Origin of the sequence: Nostoc sp. NZL (genome assembly GCF_015714705.1) — a bacterium.
Lineage (GTDB): Bacteria > Cyanobacteriota > Cyanobacteriia > Cyanobacteriales > Nostocaceae > Nostoc > Nostoc foliaceum_A.
In genome coordinates this window covers 1-16,381 of the sequence record NZ_WBKL01000057.1, presented here as the reverse complement: position 1 = coordinate 16,381, position 16,381 = coordinate 1, and the positions used below count along the sequence as shown (strand labels likewise).

Sequence of the window (16,381 nt, the reverse complement as noted above, 5' to 3'; positions counted from 1 at the left end):
GGGGGCGGGGAGCAGGGGGGAGAACCCCATACATAAATGTAGGGCTGCTGAACTAAGGACGTATTATTTCTTGTGCTATGCATCTCGAAATAAATATTTCTCCCTTGAGCATAAATAAATTTATTTACTCTGAAACCCTTGCCGCAGGGGAATTGTAGTATCTTTCTCCCTTGCTCCCTGCTCCCTGCTCCCCTGCCTCTTCGGTCATACCAATCCCTTGATGCTGTGAGAAACCTTTTTTGATACAGTGTCCGATGAATCAAGATAGTAATTTTAATCAACTTTTTGTTCCACCTTCCGAACGCGATCGCTATCAGGGGACGCTCAATGCCCCCGTCATACTCGTGGAATATGGAAATTACCAATGTCTTCAGTCCAGAGAATTGCATCAGTTGATTCAGACAATTCAGCAAGATTTCAATTCTGGGCTGACTGAGAAAAATTCGATTTGTGTAGTGTTTCGTCATTTTATCGAACATTCAATTTATCCTCAAGCACAAAAGGCAGCAGAAGCAGCGGAAGCAGCAGCAGCGCAAGGTCAGTTTTGGCAGATGCACGAGATGCTGCTCACCCATCAAGAGGCATTGGGAAACGGCTATCTCGTTGAGTATGCCAATGATCTAGGTCTCGACATCTGCCAATTTTTGCAGGATATCTTCAAACAAGTTCATGTTGACCGCATCAATCAAGATATCGCAAGTGGTCAGCAAAGTGGAGTCGTGACTGCACCAGCTTTGTTTATTAATGGAATTCAGTATCGCAATCGCTGGAATATGGAGCAGTTAATGGCAGCCATTATCGCTGCAAGTAATGAAGTGCTTTGATCCTCAATTCCACAATTATCGGAGGTAAAACAATGAGCACCGAACTCAGTAAAAACAAAGTTGCAATTGTCGGCCGGGGCGAGGATCTCAATTGGTTCAATACAATGCTCGGTGAGCAGATGGCTATCCGCGTGCATAGCAGAGATGTCGGCGGGGCTTTCACAATCATCGAAGCACGCGTCCCACCGTTCATAGGGCCGCCACTCCACTATCACGAAGATAGGGAGGAGATATTTGAAGTACTTGAAGGCAGATTTCGCTTTCACTGTGCAGGCAAAGAGTTCGAGGTCGCACCCGGAACATCGGTTGTTGTACCCCGGAACAGCGTACATGGATGGGTAAACCTCGGGCCGGGAGCGGCTCGCTTGCTTTTCACCTTCGTACCCGGCGGAATCGACGAATTCTTCCCTCAAATTGGTCAAACGCCACCCGAACGATGGACGGATCTTGGAAATCAGTACGACACTTCGATCGTCGGAGCGCCCCTGTCCGTCAAAGGGGCTGCGAACGATTAAAGTGCGTTTTAGTTCAAAGAACTTGAGTGTTCTAAATTGAACGATGATCGCATTGCGATCAACCCACCAAAGGCGATCGCAGAAGAATGAAGTTAATCGAGATAGGCAGCAACCTCACCAATCTAAAGGAGAACAAGATGAATAGCGATCACGTAAACAGTCAAAACATGAAACTTGAAGTTGTGGTATTGCCCGTCTCCGATGTCGATCGAGCCAAGGACTTCTATAAAACTTTGGGGTGGCGGCTGGATGCTGACTTCGTTACCGATAAGGACTTCCGCGTGGTGCAGTTAACGCCCCCTGGATCAGAAGCCTCAATTATTTTTGGTACTGGCGTTACGTTAGCCGCACCTGGTTCAGTCCAAGGTCTGTACCTCATAGTTTACGACATCGAGGCAGCCCACGCCGAACTCGTTGATCGGGGTGTCGAGGTGAGTGAGGTGTTCCACGACATCGGCGGGGTCTTCCACCACGCCGGAACCGAGGGATGTATAACAGGCCCAGACCCAGAACGTCGCGATTATGCCTCCTTTGCCTCGTTCAGCGATCCAGACGGCAACGGTTGGGTGCTCCAAGAGGTGAAGACTCGTGCTCCCGGACGATAACAGGACATCAATCACTTAAGGGTGAAAAGGAGTCAAACGTATCAGGCTTTTCGCTCCTTTTGCTACTCGCCACCAGTGCAGCAGTTAGACACTAACCGAAAGAACTAAAGGCAACAAACTAGACAACACCGAAAACGAGGATACTCCATGAAAACGCAGAAAATATGGTTCATTACCGGAGCTTCCAGAGGCTTTGGGTTAGAAATTGCCAGAGCAGCCCTGGCAGCAGGCGATCGAGTAATGGCGACGGTTCGCTCTCAGCCCGCACAACTCGCCGCTACCCTGCACAACCACCCCGATCTGTACGTTGTGCAGATGGATGTTACCCAGGAACACCAGGTACAAGAGGCTGTCAAGCAAGGCATTGCCCGTTTCGACCGGGTTGATGTCTTAGTCAATAATGCCGGGTTTGGCATGGTTACTGCGATTGAAGAAGCCACGGATGCCGAAGTCCGCAAACAGTATGATACCAACGTGTTTGGGTTACTGAACGTGACTCGTGCGGTGTTGCCGTACCTGCGCCAGCAAAAATCCGGGCGGGTCATCAATATCTCGTCGCTGTTCGGCTACGATGCAGTTCCGGGTTGGGGATTGTACGGGTCTACTAAATTTGCGGTCGAAGGTCTCTCGAAAGGGCTGGCGGTCGAACTGGCACCGCTCGGCATCCACGTTACGGTAGTGGCTCCCGGTCTTTTTAGTACCGACTTCTTGAGCGCTGAATCTTATGTTGCCGCTAAAACCGTTATCGACGATTACCAGGAAACGGTAGAACAGATGCGGAGCGGAGCCAATGCGCTACACGGGCACCAACCTGGCGATCCGAAAAAGTTTGCTCAGGTGATTCTTCAACTCGCCAATACAGAACGCCCGCCACTGCATTTGCCCGTCGGGAAGGACGCGATCGCGATGTACCAGAACAATGCCGCGAAAATGGCACAGGAAATCGAAGCATGGCTACCAGTCGCTACCAGCACCGACCATGACCACCGCATAATGGCTTCGACCATCGCCTGAAGAGCAACATTCACACATTATCTCCAAAACTGAAGATGAAAACTCAAGATTCCGTAGTCTTTATTTCTGGCGCTAGTCGCGGCTTAGGCTTGGCATTCGCGCACGAGGCACTTGACCGTGGTGCCAAAAAGGTCTATGCCGGGGTGCGTAGTCCGACTGAAGCCAAAACGCCAGGTATCATTCAGGTCAAACTCGATGTTACCGATCCTGCCTCGATAGCTTCGGCCGTGACACAGTGCGGTGATACTACTGTGCTGGTCAACAACGCGGGTATTGCTCGGCTCACCACCTTCATCGAGAATCCAGAAAAGTTTAACCGACGAGTTTTACAGTTATTATCGCGTTGGCGTAGCCTCTCCTTTGGAGAATCGCTTGCAGTGACCCATGAAAGGCAGACACCAGGCCTAGACATCTTACTCCTGGAGCACGCAGAAACATAAAACAAAGTTGAACGCTAAAAAAGTTTTACAACAAAACCAATCCATCTAGGATGGCGTTCGCCGCTGCATTTGCCCGTTGGAAGGACGCGATCACGATGTACCAGAACAACGCCGCGAAAATAGCGCAGGAAATCGAAGCATGGCTGCCAGTTGATACCAGTACCAACCATGACCATCGCATAACCGCATAACGGCTTCGACCATAGCGTGACCCGCAAAATTCATACATTATTTCCAAAGGAGTTTTACGATGGGCATCGAACAGAAAGTCGCTGTTGTCACCGGGGCATCACAGGGCATCGGCGCAGCCCTTGTCAAGGCGTACCGCGATCGCAACTATCGGGTGGTCGCTATCTCACGCTCAATTCAGCCATCGGATGATGATGCAATCCTCGCAGTGTCAGGTGACATCGCCAATCGAAAAACTGCCGAACGTGCGATCATCGAAGGCGTGACCCGCTTCGGGCGCATCGACACGCTCATCAACAACGCTGGTATATTTATCGCCAAGCCATTTACCCAATACACCGAGGCTGACTACGAGGTATATCTGGGCACTAACGTCACTGGCTTCTTTCACATGACGCAACTCGCGATCGCCGAGATGGAGAAGCAGGGTAGCGGTCATGTTGTGCAGATATCGACGAGTTTGGTTGACAACCCGATCGCTGGCTTACCATCTGTGCTCGCGTCGCTGACGAAGGGCGGACTGAATGCCGCGACCAAATCGCTGGCGATCGAGTATGCCAAGCGCGGTATCCGGGTGAACGCGATCGCGCTGGGTACAATCAAAACGCCAATGCATCCCACCGAAACCCATGCACAGCTCGATGCTCTGCACCCGATCGGTCGCATGGGCGATATATCCGATGTCATCGATGCAATCCTCTACCTCGAATCAGCCAACTTTGTCACGGGCGAAATCCTTCACGTCGATGGTGGACAGAGCGCAGGGCACTGACACCGCCTTGTGCCAAGAAGAATGACTTTGGACGCTCTCAACCAGAATTGCTCAACCATTTAGCCTTTAAAGGAACACAGGCATGATCTACGAATTACGCATTTATCACGCCATGCCCGGACGACTACCCGCGCTGCTGTCGCGCTTCCAGAACCATACGTTACAGATTTGGGAAAAGCATGGCATCCGTCAGGCTGGATTCTGGACAACGTTAGTTGGCGAGAGCAATCAGCAGCTTACTTATATGCTTGCCTGGGACAGCATGGCTGAACGCCAGGAGCGCTGGAACGCATTCCTCGCCGACCCCGAATGGATCGCGATCAGCACTGAGACTGAGAAGGACGGTCTACTCGTGCAGAACATCAGCAATCAGTTGCTGGCACCGACCGCCTTTTCTTCGGTGAACTGAGGACATAGATAAAGTTTGACCAGTCTATTTCAACAACATTGGAGAGTAACAATCATGAGTCAAGCAACAACAAGTCAAGCAAAGCATCCCGATGATCCACCCCCCCCAACCCTCGAAGGAAAATTAACTTTGTTAAAGAAATTAAGAGATGAATTGGGCAGTGGAGATACTATTCGTCGTCTGTTTTTTGGCGATCTGGAACCCATTGCGCTCCAACCTGGAGGAGCGAATACGGTGGTTCATCTTTATAACCAAGCCAATGATGTCACCATTGCCTATTGCAGTTCCTACGATGTATTTTTAGCTGCTCGTCCGGGACGAGTTACCGAGTTCGACCCGGCTGAGATCAAATAAAAGTTTGTTGGGGTGCGATCGCGTTTAGAGATGCTTCAAAGGCGCGAAACACCCTCATAGCAGGAATAGATTTGCAGCATTCATCCTTCCGCTTTTTCTGCGCTAGACCAACACCAATACCCACATTTGAAACAAATAGCCGACTCAATTAAAGCAATAAGTCGCGTTTTAACTCAAAGAACTTGAGTGGTGTGCATTGGGCGATGGTCGGATTGCGCTCTACTCACTTTGTGAGTCCCTCAAATCTTCGATTGGAGGCAGCCCAAAATAAGTTTGGGCTGGAGCGCCCGACCCGCTAAAGGCGATCGCAGAAGAATGAAAAGTAACCAATTTGAACATCAAACTTACCAACCTAAAGGAGAACAAAATGAGTAGCGATCGCGTAAACAGTCCAAACATGAAACTCGAAGTTGTAGTGTTCAGCGTTTCCGACGTTGACCGCGCGAAGGCATTCTACGAAAATCTCGGCTGGCGGCTCGACATCGACATCGCGGAGGGCAACTTCCGCGGCGTGCAGATGACGCCGCACAACTCCGAAGCCTCGATCATCTTCGGCAAGGGAGTCACTCCGGACAATTCTGGCTCGGCGCACAGCCTGGTTCTCGCCGTGGACGACCTCGACGCCGCCCGCGAAGACTTGATCACTCGCGGTGTCAATGTGAGCGAAGTCTTCCACTACGCCGGCGGCCCCTTCAACAACGCCGTGGAGAACCCGCGCGTTGGCGGACGCGACCCGCAAGGCCGTTCCTACTTCTCGTTTGCCTCGTTCGAGGATGCGGACGGAAACGGCTGGCTGCTCCAGGAGATTAAAGAGCGACTTCCCGACCGCGAGTGGAAGTTGACGCAGGCATGAGCCACAGATGTTCCAACCCTTGCAGATATCCTCCGTGAGACGGCGGAGCACCACGACCATTACGAGAAGACACACGCCGAGCATCATTGGTGGGACTGGTACGCGCCCTACCTGAGCGCACGTCAGAATTGCAGCAGTCCAGAAGAGTCCGCCGCCGCCGCTGACCGTTACATGGAAGAGATTTTTCCTGTTCTTTCCAGATGATGCGGTCAGAGTTGCCACACCCGTCGAGTACGCCGGCGACTAGGTAGCAGCAGAGGTCTACGAAGCCAACGATTTTTGCTCAGTAACTCAGGGCGGCGTTCAGGTCGCTGCGCTGAAACCGAGTTCGCGGACGGTCCAGGCTCCCGTCCCCCGTCCGCGCTTCGGAACCTACGCAGATGTGTCGGCAGCGTTCCTTCACTCCGTATTAGATTAGGAAACCGACTGTTACCGAAGATAAATTATTACCTAACATAAATAGTAAAATTTTAAAACAATGCAAAATACTAAAAATATCTTTGGCAGTACGATAGTTAAAGCCGCCGCCGTGCAGATTAGTCCCGTGCTGTACAGCCGGCAGGGTACCGTTGAGAAGGTCGTGAAAAAGATCCGTGATCTGGGTCAACAGGGCGTCCAGTTCGCGACCTTCCCCAAAACCATCATTCCCTATTACCCCTACTTCTCCTATGTGCTAGCCCCGTTCGCGTTGGCAAAGGAACATCTACGGTTGCTTGAACAGTCGGTTACGGTGCCGTCTGCTGAAACCCGAGCGATCGCCGAAGCCGCGAAGGAAGCAAACATGGTCGTTTCAATCGGCATCAATGAGCGCGACGGCGGCTCGATCTACAATACGCAGCTTATCTTCGACGCAGACGGTACGCTGATTCAGCGCCGCCGGAAGCTTACGCCGACTTATAACGAGCGGATACTCTGGGGTCAGGGTGACGGCTCAGGTCTGCGTGCTATCGATAGTACCGTTGGGCGTATCGGACAACTTGCCTGCTGGGAGCATAACAATCCTTTGGTACGTTACTCCCTGATCGCCGATGGTGAGCAAATCCACTCGGCGATGTATCCCGGATCGTTCGCCGGCCCGCTGTTCGCAGAGCAAGCGGAAATTAACGTCCGCCAGCACGCCCTTGAATCCGCCTGCTTTGTCGTCTGTGCGACCGCGTGGCTGGATGCCGATCAGCAGGCTCAGATCATGAAGGACACGGGTTGCGCGATCGAGCCGATTTCTGGCGGCTGCTTCACTGCCATTGTGAGTCCGGACGGCCAGATCGTCGGTGAACCTCTCAAAGCGGGCGAAGGCGAAGTGCTTGCCGATCTTGACTTTGCCCAGATCGACACCCGCAAGCGACTCATGGACGCGCGTGGTCATTACAGCCGCCCCGAACTACTCAGCTTGTTGATTGATCGGACACCCACGTCGCCCGTCCATGAACGCACCCCACACCCCAATGGTAATGGCTCGCCCGTGGTCGTCGAGGAGAGAACTATCGAGGTTTTCTAATTTCACTGTACCTATCCGAACGCAACGACAGGGAGATCAGTGCGTGTTAAAAAAAATCAATCATAATCGCCGCTACTTTTTAACAACCATGCTTAAAACTATTGCTGCCACCCAGCTTGGCATGATCGGCTGCACCACACAACACGCTACGTCAGCAACGGCTGAGTTACCGATTGAAGGCGAACTACCGTCTCTTGTTGGCGCGATCGCGTGGCTCAATTCGCAGCCATTAACAGTTGACGAACTGCGTGGAAAAGTCGTGCTGATCAACTTCTGGACTTATACCTGCATCAATTGGCTGCGCCAACTCCCTTATGTTCGCGCGTGGGCCGAGAAGTATAAGGATCAGGGACTAGTAGTAATTGGTATACATACACCGGAGTTTGAATTCGAGAAGAATATCGATAATGTCCGCCGAGCCCTGACGGAAATGAAAATTGACTATGCGATCGCTGTGGACAACGATTATGCGGTGTGGCGTGCTTTCGGGAACCGTTATTGGCCAGCCCTTTATTTTATAGACACGCAAGGACGCATTCGTCATCACCAATTCGGCGAGGGCGAGTACGAGCAATCGGAAAGGGTCATTCAACAGCTACTGTCTGAGTCCCGAACTGGCGATGTCGGTCGGGAAATGGTCGAAGTCGACGCTCGCGGTTTTGAAGCCGCCGCCGATTGGGGCAGCCTGAAATCGCCTGAAAACTACCTCGGCTACGAAAGAACGGAAAATTTTGCGTCTCCCGGCGGCGCGGTGTTAAACAAGCGTCATTTATATACTGCCTCCGCGCAATTAAAACTTAATCAATGGGCACTTTCAGGCGATTGGACAATCGAAAGACAAGCCATTCTACTGAACAAGTCCGGCGGGCGGATCGCGTACCGCTTCCACGCACGCGACCTTCATCTCGTCATGGGGCCGGCCGAGCGAGGAACGTCCGTGCGCTTTCGGGTGCTTGTAGACGGACAGCCGGCAGTCGCGGCTCGCGGACTTGACGTTGATGTGCGAGGCGAAGGCACGGTTACCGAACAGCGGTTGTACCAACTAGTCCGACAGCCGAAGCCCATCAGCGATCGACAGTTCGAGATCGAGTTTCTAGATTCTGGGGTGGAGGCTTTCGCGTTCACGTTCGGTTGATAACGCAAACAGATTCGTCTTCGCAACGAGCGACAAGAAGGTAAATGATATGACGATGAAATCCACACATGGCAGCCCAATCCTCGTGACCGGAGCAGCCGGCGATCTCGGTGCGATCGGCCGCAACCTCACTGCAATGTTGCTTGCCAAAGGGCATAAGGTGCGTGCCTTAGTTCGCCGGGAAGATGAACGCGCTGAGGGCCTGCGCCAGCTTGGGGCCGAGGTTGTGCAAGGCGATCTAACTGATCTTGCCTCGATGCACCGCGCGATCGAAGGAGTTGCACGCATCTATTTCGGCATGTCAGTCTCAGCGGCGTATCTCGAAGCCACGGTCAACACTGCTGCGGTGGCACGCCATCACGGTGTCGAGGCTTTCGTGAACATGTCGCAGATGACGGTGACGCAGATGAGCATTACCGAGACCACCCCAAGCCCACAGCATAAGCTGCACTGGCTGGCAGAACAGGCATTGGCATGGTCGGGGCTGCCGGTTGTCACCGTGCGGCCGACGGTCTTCCTTGAAGGCTTCTTTCTGCGTCTCGCCGTTGCTGGCGTCCGGGACAGCGACGAACTGGCGCTGCCCCTGGGTAACAGCAAGACCTCGCCGATCTCGGCTGTTGATGTGGCGCGCGCCGTTTCCGCGATCCTCGACCACCCTGCTTCGCACATTGGTCATGTTTACAATCTAACCGGATTTGAGTCAGCCGATCTGGACCACTACGCACGCGTCTTTTCCGAGGCACTCGGCCGAACTATCCGCTATCGTAACGTGCCACTCTCTAGTTGGACTGATAGCCTTCATGAGTTTGGGGTGTCAACGCACCTCGTCAACCACCTCGCGGTGATAGCCGAACTTCACGCGCAGGGGCGGTATGATCGCATGACCGATGACCTGTTCAAGCTCACTGGCAAGATGCCGACAAGTATGTATGACTTCGTGAAATTGCACGCTGCTGAATTCACGCGGAGTGAACTTACGGCTTGAGGGGCAGTCTGCTTGTAGTTAAATAATCCAGTTAAGGCAGCCTATGCGGCAAGTAAGGCTTTAAACGGTGCAGCGATTTTCCGTAGTGCATAAATCTTTTGACTTCAAGGGGCGAGCTACGGAACTCGAACCTGTAGCATCTGGACTGCAAACTCCTCCTTACTATTACAACTGAGTAATGCGGACAGACGATCACTTAAAGACATATATCTTGCTTCTATTAGCAAGCGTGGGAAATACTTATGTGGCCTAAAACAGAACTGATAGATTTGCTCAAAATCGCGCATCCTATAATTCAGGCTCCGATGGCTGGTGCTTCCACGCCTGAGTTGGTTGCAGCCGTTTCTAACGCTGGAGGTCTTGGCTCCTATGGCGCTGCGGCCACACCACCAGCCAAACTTCGCTCCGTTATCAGGCAAATTCGAGAGCTGACAGACCAACCCTTTGGAGTTAATTTGTTTGCCCCAGCAGTTGAGGCGTATCAACTTACACCTGAGCAGCAAACACCGATGTTTAAGCTATTAACAAAATGGCACAACGAACTTAACGCCGGACCTGTACCCGAACCAATACCGATACTAGGGCCATTTGTAGATCAATTTACTGTCCTGCTTGAGGAGAAAGTGCCTGTTTTTAGTTTCCACTTTGGGCCTGCGCCAATTGAGGCAATTCGTGAGATACACGCTATAGGTTCAATTGTATTAGCAACCGCGACGACCGTTCGTGAAGCAAAAGCTCTAGTCGTTGCAGGAGTCGATGTCATCATAGCCCAGGGCTTTGAAGCCGGAGGTCATCGCGGAACCTTTGCGGTACCTTATGAACACGGATTGATTGGAACAGCAGCATTGGTGCCGCAAATAGCTGATGCGGTATCGGTTCCGGTCGTTGCGGCGGGCGGAATTATGGATGCGCGTGGAATCGTTGCTGCGTTTGCACTTGGGGCAAGCGGGGTACAGATGGGAACTGCCTTTCTCGCCTGCGCTGAGAACAATATCCCAGAAGTCTATAGACAGGCTGTACTCAATTGTAAGGACGAAGACACGGTTATTACTGAAGTATTTTCCGGCAAACCCGCCAGAGCAATCCGAAATCGATTTATACGTGAAATGGAAAATAACAGAGATAAAGTGCTGCCATTCCCGGCTCAGATGTCTATAGGGCGGGTTTTGCGTCAGGCTTCTGCTCAACAATCAAGTCCAGATTTTGTCAGTATGTGGGCAGGACAGGGAGCAGGATTAGCCGAAGCTCTCCCAGCAGGTGAGCTGATCGAAAAAATTATACAAGAATTTCTTGCCGTAACTGCTTTTTTACAACTCAAATAAACAGATAGTCGATTCAATTAAAGCAAGTTGAGTTAAATCCAATTGGAAAAAGATAAATGTCCGAGAAAATTAACTATCAACGCCGCCGCTTTTTGGGCACTGCGGCTATGACCATTGCTACTACACAGCTAGGCAGATTCGATTGTGCGATCGCACAATCGAGCAAAACAAAACCAGCAGTTTTATCCATGATGAAGTCGGGGACAAACACGTCGTTTGGCTCACTGAGGCAGATCGATGCTGGTGTTCTAAATATCGGATATGCTGAGGTTGGTCCCGCGAATGGTCGTCCGGTAATCCTCCTGCACGGATGGCCCTACGATATTCACAGCTATGTCGATGTCGCCCCTTTGTTGGCGTCGGCGGGGTATAGGGCGATCGTCCCGTATCTACGCGGCTATGGTATGACGCGCTTTCTTTCGAGCGAGACGTTCCGGAATGGCCAGCAGTCGGCGATCGCTGTCGATATCATCGCTTTGATGGATGCGCTCAAGATCGAAAGGGCGATCCTCGCTGGTTATGATTGGGGAGCGCGAACAGCCAACATCATCGCAGCACTCTGGCCAGAGCGCTGCAAGGCGCTCGTATCCGTAAGCGGTTACTTGATCGGCAACCCTGAAGCCAACAAGACACCTCTGCCGCCGCAGGCCGAACTCGAATGGTGGTATCAATTTTATTTCGCGACGGAACGCGGCAAGCTCGGCTACGAAAAATATCGACACGATTTCAACAAGCTCATCTGGAAGCTTGCTTCGCCGCAATGGCACTTCGATGACGCAACATTTGATCGCAGCGCGGCTGCCTTCAACAACCCAGATCATGTCCAAATCGTCATCCACAACTACCGTTGGCGGCTCGGTCTGGCTGAAGGCGAGTCGAAGTATGACGAGATTGAGAAGCGGCTCGCCGCCGCCCCTGCGATCGCCGTGCCCACCATCACTCTGGAAGGTGATGCCAACGGTGCGCCGCACCCGGATGCCAGTACCTACGCAAGGAAATTCTCGAGCAAATACGCACACCGGATCGTCAAGGGCGGTGTCGGTCACAACCTGCCTCAAGAAGCACCGCGGGAGTTTACCAAGGCCGTCGTCGAAGTTGACGGTTACTGATTGGGTTTAGCCTGAGTCGTGAAACAGACAATTTGCAGCAAGAAGAAAACATCATGACCAAACTGAAAAAAGTACATTATAAAATCAAAGCCCGCACCGCAGGTGCCTTCGTCCTGCTCTCGCGACTCCTCGTCGCGTTCTTTGTGGCAACGGTTTTTCTGGCACTGCCCACTCGCCTGCTTGCACAGCAATCCGCCCAAACCGGCGCACAAGCCCAGGTCGCGGTTAAGGCGATGTCTACGACGGGCTACGCCTACGCGACCGAAAACAACGCAATCCGCCCCTTCCGGGTCCACGTCCCGCAAGAGGCGATCGTCGATCTCCGCAGGCGCATCGCGACGACCCGCTGGTCTGACAAGGAGACTGTCGCCGACCAGTCGCAGGGCGTGCAACTGGCAACAATGAAGGAACTCGTCCGTTACTGGGGAACGAAGTACGACTGGCGGAAAGCCGAGGCGAAGCTGAATGCCTTACCACAGTTTGTAACGAACATCGACGGACTGGACATTCACTTTATTCACGTTCGCTCCAAAAATTCTAACGCTTTGCCATTGCTCATCACGCACGGATGGCCTGGATCGGTACTTGAACAGCTAAAGGTCATCGGCCCGCTGACCAATCCAACAGCCTATGGGGGACGCCCGGAGGACGCATTCGATCTGGTCATCCCGTCAATTCCCGGCTTCGGCTTCTCTGGCAAGCCTATGGGTACAGGTTGGGACCCCGACCGCATCGCCCGTGCCTGGGCGGAGCTGATGAAGCGCCTCGGGTACACCCGCTATGTCGCCCAGGGCGGCGACTGGGGGTCCCCCATCTCCAGCGCGATGGCGCGCCAAGCACCGGCAGGATTACTCGGTATCCACATCAACTTGCCGGCAACGATACCACCCGATGTGGCTGCGGTGCTCACCGACGGCGGGTCTGCGCCGGCGGGACTCTCCGAGAAGGAACGCGCGGCGTTCGACTCACTCGACACGTTAAAGAACAAACGAGCCTACGCCGCGGTGATGGGTACGCGACCGCAGGTAGTCGGGTACGGTCTGACGGACTCGCCAATCGGACTCGCGGCATGGATGCTCGGGCATCCAGGCTTCGCGCAGTGGACGTACAGAGGTGGCAATTCCGAAAAGTCCCCGACGAAAGACGAGGTGCTGGACGACATTACGCTGTACTGGCTAACGAACAGTGCGGTCTCGTCAGCTCGGCTGTACTGGGAGAACAAGAACACCAGTCTCCTGAACGCGATCGCGCAGAAGACCGCCGATATTTCGCTCCCAGTGGCCATCACGGTATTTCCGGAGGAGTTATATCGCGCTCCAGAGACGTGGGCTCGACGCGCCTATCGCAACCTGAGCTACTTCCATGAGGCTGATAAGGGCGGCCACTTCCCGGCATGGGAACAACCGCAGCTCTTCTCTGAGGAGATCCGCGCGGCGTTCAGGTCACTGCGTTAGTTGGAAAGAAATCGCAGGTCTGGCTCAATAAAGCATTTTTAACTCAGCTATCAAAAGAGGTAACAATGGAAACAGCAGATGTAATTGTGATTGGAAGTGGCCAGGGCGGAGTTCCACTCGCGGCTGACTTTGCCAAAGCGGGCCGAAACGTCGTTCTATTTGAGCGCGATGCATTGGGCGGCAGTTGCATAAACTATGGCTGTACTCCTTCTAAAGCCTTTTTAGCCGCTGCCCATGCCGCAGGTCGCGCAGGGCAAGCCGCAAAGCTAGGCATACACGTGCAGGTTGAAGTAGATTTTCCTGCGGTGATGGAGCGTGTACGTAGTATTCGCAGCCAGTTTAACCAAGGTACTAAGCGACGATTAGAGAGTGCAGGGGTTAGAGTTGTCTGTGCTGAAGCCGCTTTCACCGGAGAACGAACGGTAAGCGGAGGTGGTGTGACTGTGCAGGCTCCGATCGTTGTTATCAACACAGGAACATCCTCTACTATTCCTGACTTTCCCGGTTTAGCTGGAACGCCTTATCTAACCAACCGAAACTTCTTTGATTTGCAGCAGATTCCGCCCCGTTTGCTCGTGGTCGGCGGGGGCTATATTGCCCTGGAGTTAGGGCAAGGAATGGCGCGTTTAGGGAGCCAAACCGAATTGATTGTGCGGGGCGATCGCTTGCTGGCTCAAGAAGAATCCGATGTCAGTGCTGTGCTTGCTGATGCTTTTGAGCAAGACGGAATTGGATTGCATTTCAATGTGACTGTTCAGCAGATTGCTTATACCAATGGTGTGTTTACCCTAACGCTGAACAATGGTGAAGTACTGGATGGAGAAGCATTGCTGATTGCGATCGGGCGCAAACCGAATACTGGGGCATTAAATTCTGCGGTGACAGGCGTTGAATTAGATGCACAGGGTTTTATTAAAATCGACGAGCAATTTCAAACGACTTGTGCTGGGATTTATGCGATCGGAGACGCTGCCAAGCAGCCTGCTTTTACCCATGTTTCTTGGGAAGACTATCGTCGCTTGAAAGCCATTCTGTGTGGCGAACACCGGACACGCAACGATCGGGTGTTAGGCTATGCCGTGTACACAGAGCCGCAAGTGGGCCGGGTAGAGATGACGCTAGAGCAAGCTCAGAAACAGGGCATTGCTGCCCGCGAAGTCACCCTGCCGATGGCTCATATCGCTCGCAGCATTGAATGGGGGCACGATCTAGGCTTCTACCGCATGGTCATCGACACCCACACAAATTCGATTTTAGGAGCAACGCTGGTTGGTTACGAAACGGCTGAACTGGTGCATGTATTTTTGTCACTTATGGAAGCTAAAGCAACGTGGCAGGTACTCGAACAATCGGTTCACATTCACCCAACTTACGGTGAGGCATTGTCCAGTCTCGCAAGGCTACTCGTTGGAGATGATATGCCAACCTGTCCCAATATGTAAAATGAAGCTAAGGCACTTACCAGTAATAAAATGTCCAGACGGATCAAGGATATTGTTGCTACACAACTATATTTTTGGCACTTTCGCCCCCTGTCTGGTAAGCGACGGCTCATAGCATTTTATTATTTGGATCTCGCTAATAGTTGGTAATCAAGAAAAAAAACATCAAAAATGCTTGAGGAAGAGCTTAAGAAGAAAGATAGTTTTCAGGAGAAAATGCCTGCGGGTGGTAGTGAGGCAAATAGTTTTGATTGCAAAGAGGCATGGTATCCCGTCCATTACCTTGAGGATTTAGACAAATCAAAACCAACCGCTTTTAGAGTGTTAGAAAAAGATATTGTAATCTGGTGGGATAGACTTGCCCAATCTTGGAGAAGCTTTGAAGACCAGTGTCCTCATCGTTTAGCACCGTTGTCTGAAGGCAGGATTAGTGATGATGGGCTGTTAGAGTGTCCGTATCATGGTTGGGCTTTTTCTGGAGATGGAAATTGTCAAAGTATTCCTCAGCAAGTCAAAGGTGGAACAGCAGAGATGTCAAAACGCGCTTGTGTGGCATCATTACCGACTATTGAAAATCTTGGACTGCTGTTTGTATACATTGGGGAGTATGAAAATGCTGCCAAAACCGAAGTTCCAATGATTGAGCCATTAGAAGAATCTCTTGAAGGATGGGTTCTAATTAATACATTCAGGGATGTGCCTTATGATGCGTTAACACTTTTAGAAAATATACTTGACCCTAGCCACATATCCTTTACACATCACAAAACGGTAGGGAATAGGGCAAATGCAGGGCCTTTAGAACTTGAAGTCATTGAATCTGGGAAACATGGATTCAAAGGGATTTGGAAACAAGGTTTGCAACCAAGGCAATCAGGAGAGTTATCTAGAACCTTCGTTGCTCCTTGTTTAATGTGGCATGACATCAACTCGCCGCGCGGTAGAATTCTAACCGTTGTTTATGCTACGCCCATACGAAAAGGGGAATGTCGTGTATTTGCACGTTTTCCTTTCAAATTTCCGAACAAACTTCCAGGTTTTTTTATTAAGCTCAGACCACGTTGGTATTATCACATCGGACAAAATGGTGTTTTAGAAGACGATCAAATTTTCCTCCACTGTCAGGAAAGGTATCTTGAAGCCAAAGGAGGTAGCCCTAACTTTACGAAAGCGTTTTACCTTGCAACCAAAGCAGATAGTTTTGTGTTTGAGTTCCGTCAGCAGGGTTAGCGCGTCTCAAACCCTATTGACAGGGGGATTATGGCAGAGGTACTGAGTTTGAGAGAGCCGCAGCCAACACAGAAAGCATATAGCGATCGTTCATAGCTGCTCGTCGTGATTTTTGGCGAATACTGCGACGAAAAGATGATTCTCGCTCTAATGCATTCAGGGCAATACGACGTAGTAAAGCAAAGTTTTGTGGGCTGTGCAGAGAACGAATTCGGGACTCATCCTCATGAAAGG

Annotated in this window: 19 protein-coding genes and 1 pseudogene; 17 read left to right on the top strand and 3 right to left on the bottom strand. The window is 51.8% G+C overall.

The features are described 5' to 3' along the window. Positions 1-254 precede the first annotated feature (254 nt). The 5 genes from F8R90_RS08025 (at position 255) to F8R90_RS08005 (ending at position 3,398) form a co-directional block, all read left to right on the top strand. The gene (locus F8R90_RS08025; protein WP_196510314.1) at positions 255-824 is read left to right on the top strand and encodes a DsbA family protein; all 570 of its coding nucleotides are present in this window, start codon (positions 255-257) and stop codon (positions 822-824) included. 32 nt (positions 825-856) lie between these two features. After that, the gene (locus tag F8R90_RS08020) at positions 857-1,339 is read left to right on the top strand and encodes a cupin domain-containing protein (RefSeq protein ID WP_196510313.1); all 483 of its coding nucleotides are present in this window, start codon (positions 857-859) and stop codon (positions 1,337-1,339) included. 137 nt (positions 1,340-1,476) lie between these two features. Further along, positions 1,477-1,944 (top strand): VOC family protein, encoded by a 468-nt coding sequence (locus F8R90_RS08015; RefSeq protein WP_196510312.1) that lies wholly within the window; start codon positions 1,477-1,479, stop codon positions 1,942-1,944. A gap of 147 nt (positions 1,945-2,091) precedes the next feature. Then, complete coding sequence (locus tag F8R90_RS08010; protein ID WP_196510311.1) at positions 2,092-2,958, top strand: oxidoreductase; 867 nt, start codon at positions 2,092-2,094, stop codon at positions 2,956-2,958. Positions 2,959-2,993: 35 nt separating this feature from the next. Beyond that, positions 2,994-3,398, top strand: coding sequence for an SDR family NAD(P)-dependent oxidoreductase (locus tag F8R90_RS08005; protein WP_196510310.1), 405 nt, complete (start codon positions 2,994-2,996; stop codon positions 3,396-3,398). A 90-nt stretch (positions 3,399-3,488) separates the two neighbouring features. Here the strand turns inward: F8R90_RS08005 and F8R90_RS33355 are convergent, their stop codons facing one another. Then, positions 3,489-3,623: a hypothetical protein gene (locus F8R90_RS33355; protein WP_269141739.1), complete on the bottom strand. Its 135-nt coding sequence runs from the start codon at positions 3,621-3,623 to the stop codon at positions 3,489-3,491. Between the two features lie 25 nt (positions 3,624-3,648). Between F8R90_RS33355 and F8R90_RS08000 the strand changes: the two genes are divergently transcribed. The 3 genes from F8R90_RS08000 (at position 3,649) to F8R90_RS07990 (ending at position 5,122) form a co-directional block, all read left to right on the top strand. Next, positions 3,649-4,359 carry an SDR family NAD(P)-dependent oxidoreductase gene (locus F8R90_RS08000; protein WP_196510309.1) on the top strand — a complete coding sequence of 237 codons (711 nt, stop codon included), beginning with the start codon at positions 3,649-3,651 and terminating at the stop codon, positions 4,357-4,359. An 82-nt stretch (positions 4,360-4,441) separates the two neighbouring features. After that, entirely contained in the window at positions 4,442-4,768 is a 327-nt protein-coding gene (locus F8R90_RS07995) for an NIPSNAP family protein (RefSeq protein ID WP_196510308.1), read from the top strand. Between the two features lie 54 nt (positions 4,769-4,822). Beyond that, positions 4,823-5,122, top strand: coding sequence for a hypothetical protein (locus F8R90_RS07990; protein WP_196510307.1), 300 nt, complete (start codon positions 4,823-4,825; stop codon positions 5,120-5,122). Here the strand turns inward: F8R90_RS07990 and F8R90_RS33350 are convergent. After that, on the bottom strand, positions 5,115-5,246 hold the full coding sequence (locus F8R90_RS33350) for a hypothetical protein (RefSeq protein ID WP_269141738.1): 132 nt from the start codon (positions 5,244-5,246) through the stop codon (positions 5,115-5,117). The genes F8R90_RS07990 and F8R90_RS33350 overlap by 8 nt on opposite strands. Positions 5,247-5,519: 273 nt before the next feature. Here F8R90_RS33350 and F8R90_RS07980 point away from each other — a divergent pair, with 273 nt between their 5' ends. From F8R90_RS07980 to F8R90_RS07940, 9 genes and pseudogenes are all read left to right on the top strand, one after another. Next, the gene (locus F8R90_RS07980; RefSeq protein ID WP_230966192.1) at positions 5,520-5,975 is read left to right on the top strand and encodes a VOC family protein; all 456 of its coding nucleotides are present in this window, start codon (positions 5,520-5,522) and stop codon (positions 5,973-5,975) included. Between the two features lie 478 nt (positions 5,976-6,453). Then, positions 6,454-7,470, top strand: coding sequence for a nitrilase-related carbon-nitrogen hydrolase (locus tag F8R90_RS07975; protein ID WP_196510305.1), 1,017 nt, complete (start codon positions 6,454-6,456; stop codon positions 7,468-7,470). A 43-nt stretch (positions 7,471-7,513) separates the two neighbouring features. Further along, positions 7,514-8,605 carry a thioredoxin family protein gene (locus tag F8R90_RS07970; RefSeq protein WP_196510304.1) on the top strand — a complete coding sequence of 364 codons (1,092 nt, stop codon included), beginning with the start codon at positions 7,514-7,516 and terminating at the stop codon, positions 8,603-8,605. A 49-nt stretch (positions 8,606-8,654) separates the two neighbouring features. After that, positions 8,655-9,590 carry an SDR family NAD(P)-dependent oxidoreductase gene (locus tag F8R90_RS07965; protein WP_230966191.1) on the top strand — a complete coding sequence of 312 codons (936 nt, stop codon included), beginning with the start codon at positions 8,655-8,657 and terminating at the stop codon, positions 9,588-9,590. Positions 9,591-9,832: 242 nt separating this feature from the next. After that, complete coding sequence (locus tag F8R90_RS07960) at positions 9,833-10,912, top strand: NAD(P)H-dependent flavin oxidoreductase (RefSeq protein ID WP_196510303.1); 1,080 nt, start codon at positions 9,833-9,835, stop codon at positions 10,910-10,912. A 188-nt stretch (positions 10,913-11,100) separates the two neighbouring features. After that, a complete protein-coding gene (locus F8R90_RS07955) occupies positions 11,101-12,021 on the top strand; it encodes an alpha/beta fold hydrolase (RefSeq protein WP_196510302.1) in 921 nt (306 codons plus the stop codon). Between the two features lie 32 nt (positions 12,022-12,053). Continuing rightward, on the top strand, positions 12,054-13,475 hold the full coding sequence (locus F8R90_RS07950; RefSeq protein WP_196510301.1) for an epoxide hydrolase family protein: 1,422 nt from the start codon (positions 12,054-12,056) through the stop codon (positions 13,473-13,475). A 65-nt stretch (positions 13,476-13,540) separates the two neighbouring features. Beyond that, positions 13,541-14,917, top strand: coding sequence for a dihydrolipoyl dehydrogenase family protein (locus tag F8R90_RS07945; protein ID WP_196510300.1), 1,377 nt, complete (start codon positions 13,541-13,543; stop codon positions 14,915-14,917). 216 nt (positions 14,918-15,133) lie between these two features. After that, a pseudogene (locus F8R90_RS07940) lies at positions 15,134-16,138 on the top strand (aromatic ring-hydroxylating dioxygenase subunit alpha); the annotation flags it as partial. A gap of 37 nt (positions 16,139-16,175) precedes the next feature. Here F8R90_RS07940 and F8R90_RS07935 read toward each other — a convergent pair. Then, a partial coding sequence (locus F8R90_RS07935) for a transposase (protein WP_442946728.1) occupies positions 16,176-16,381 on the bottom strand: 206 nt, incomplete at its 5' end.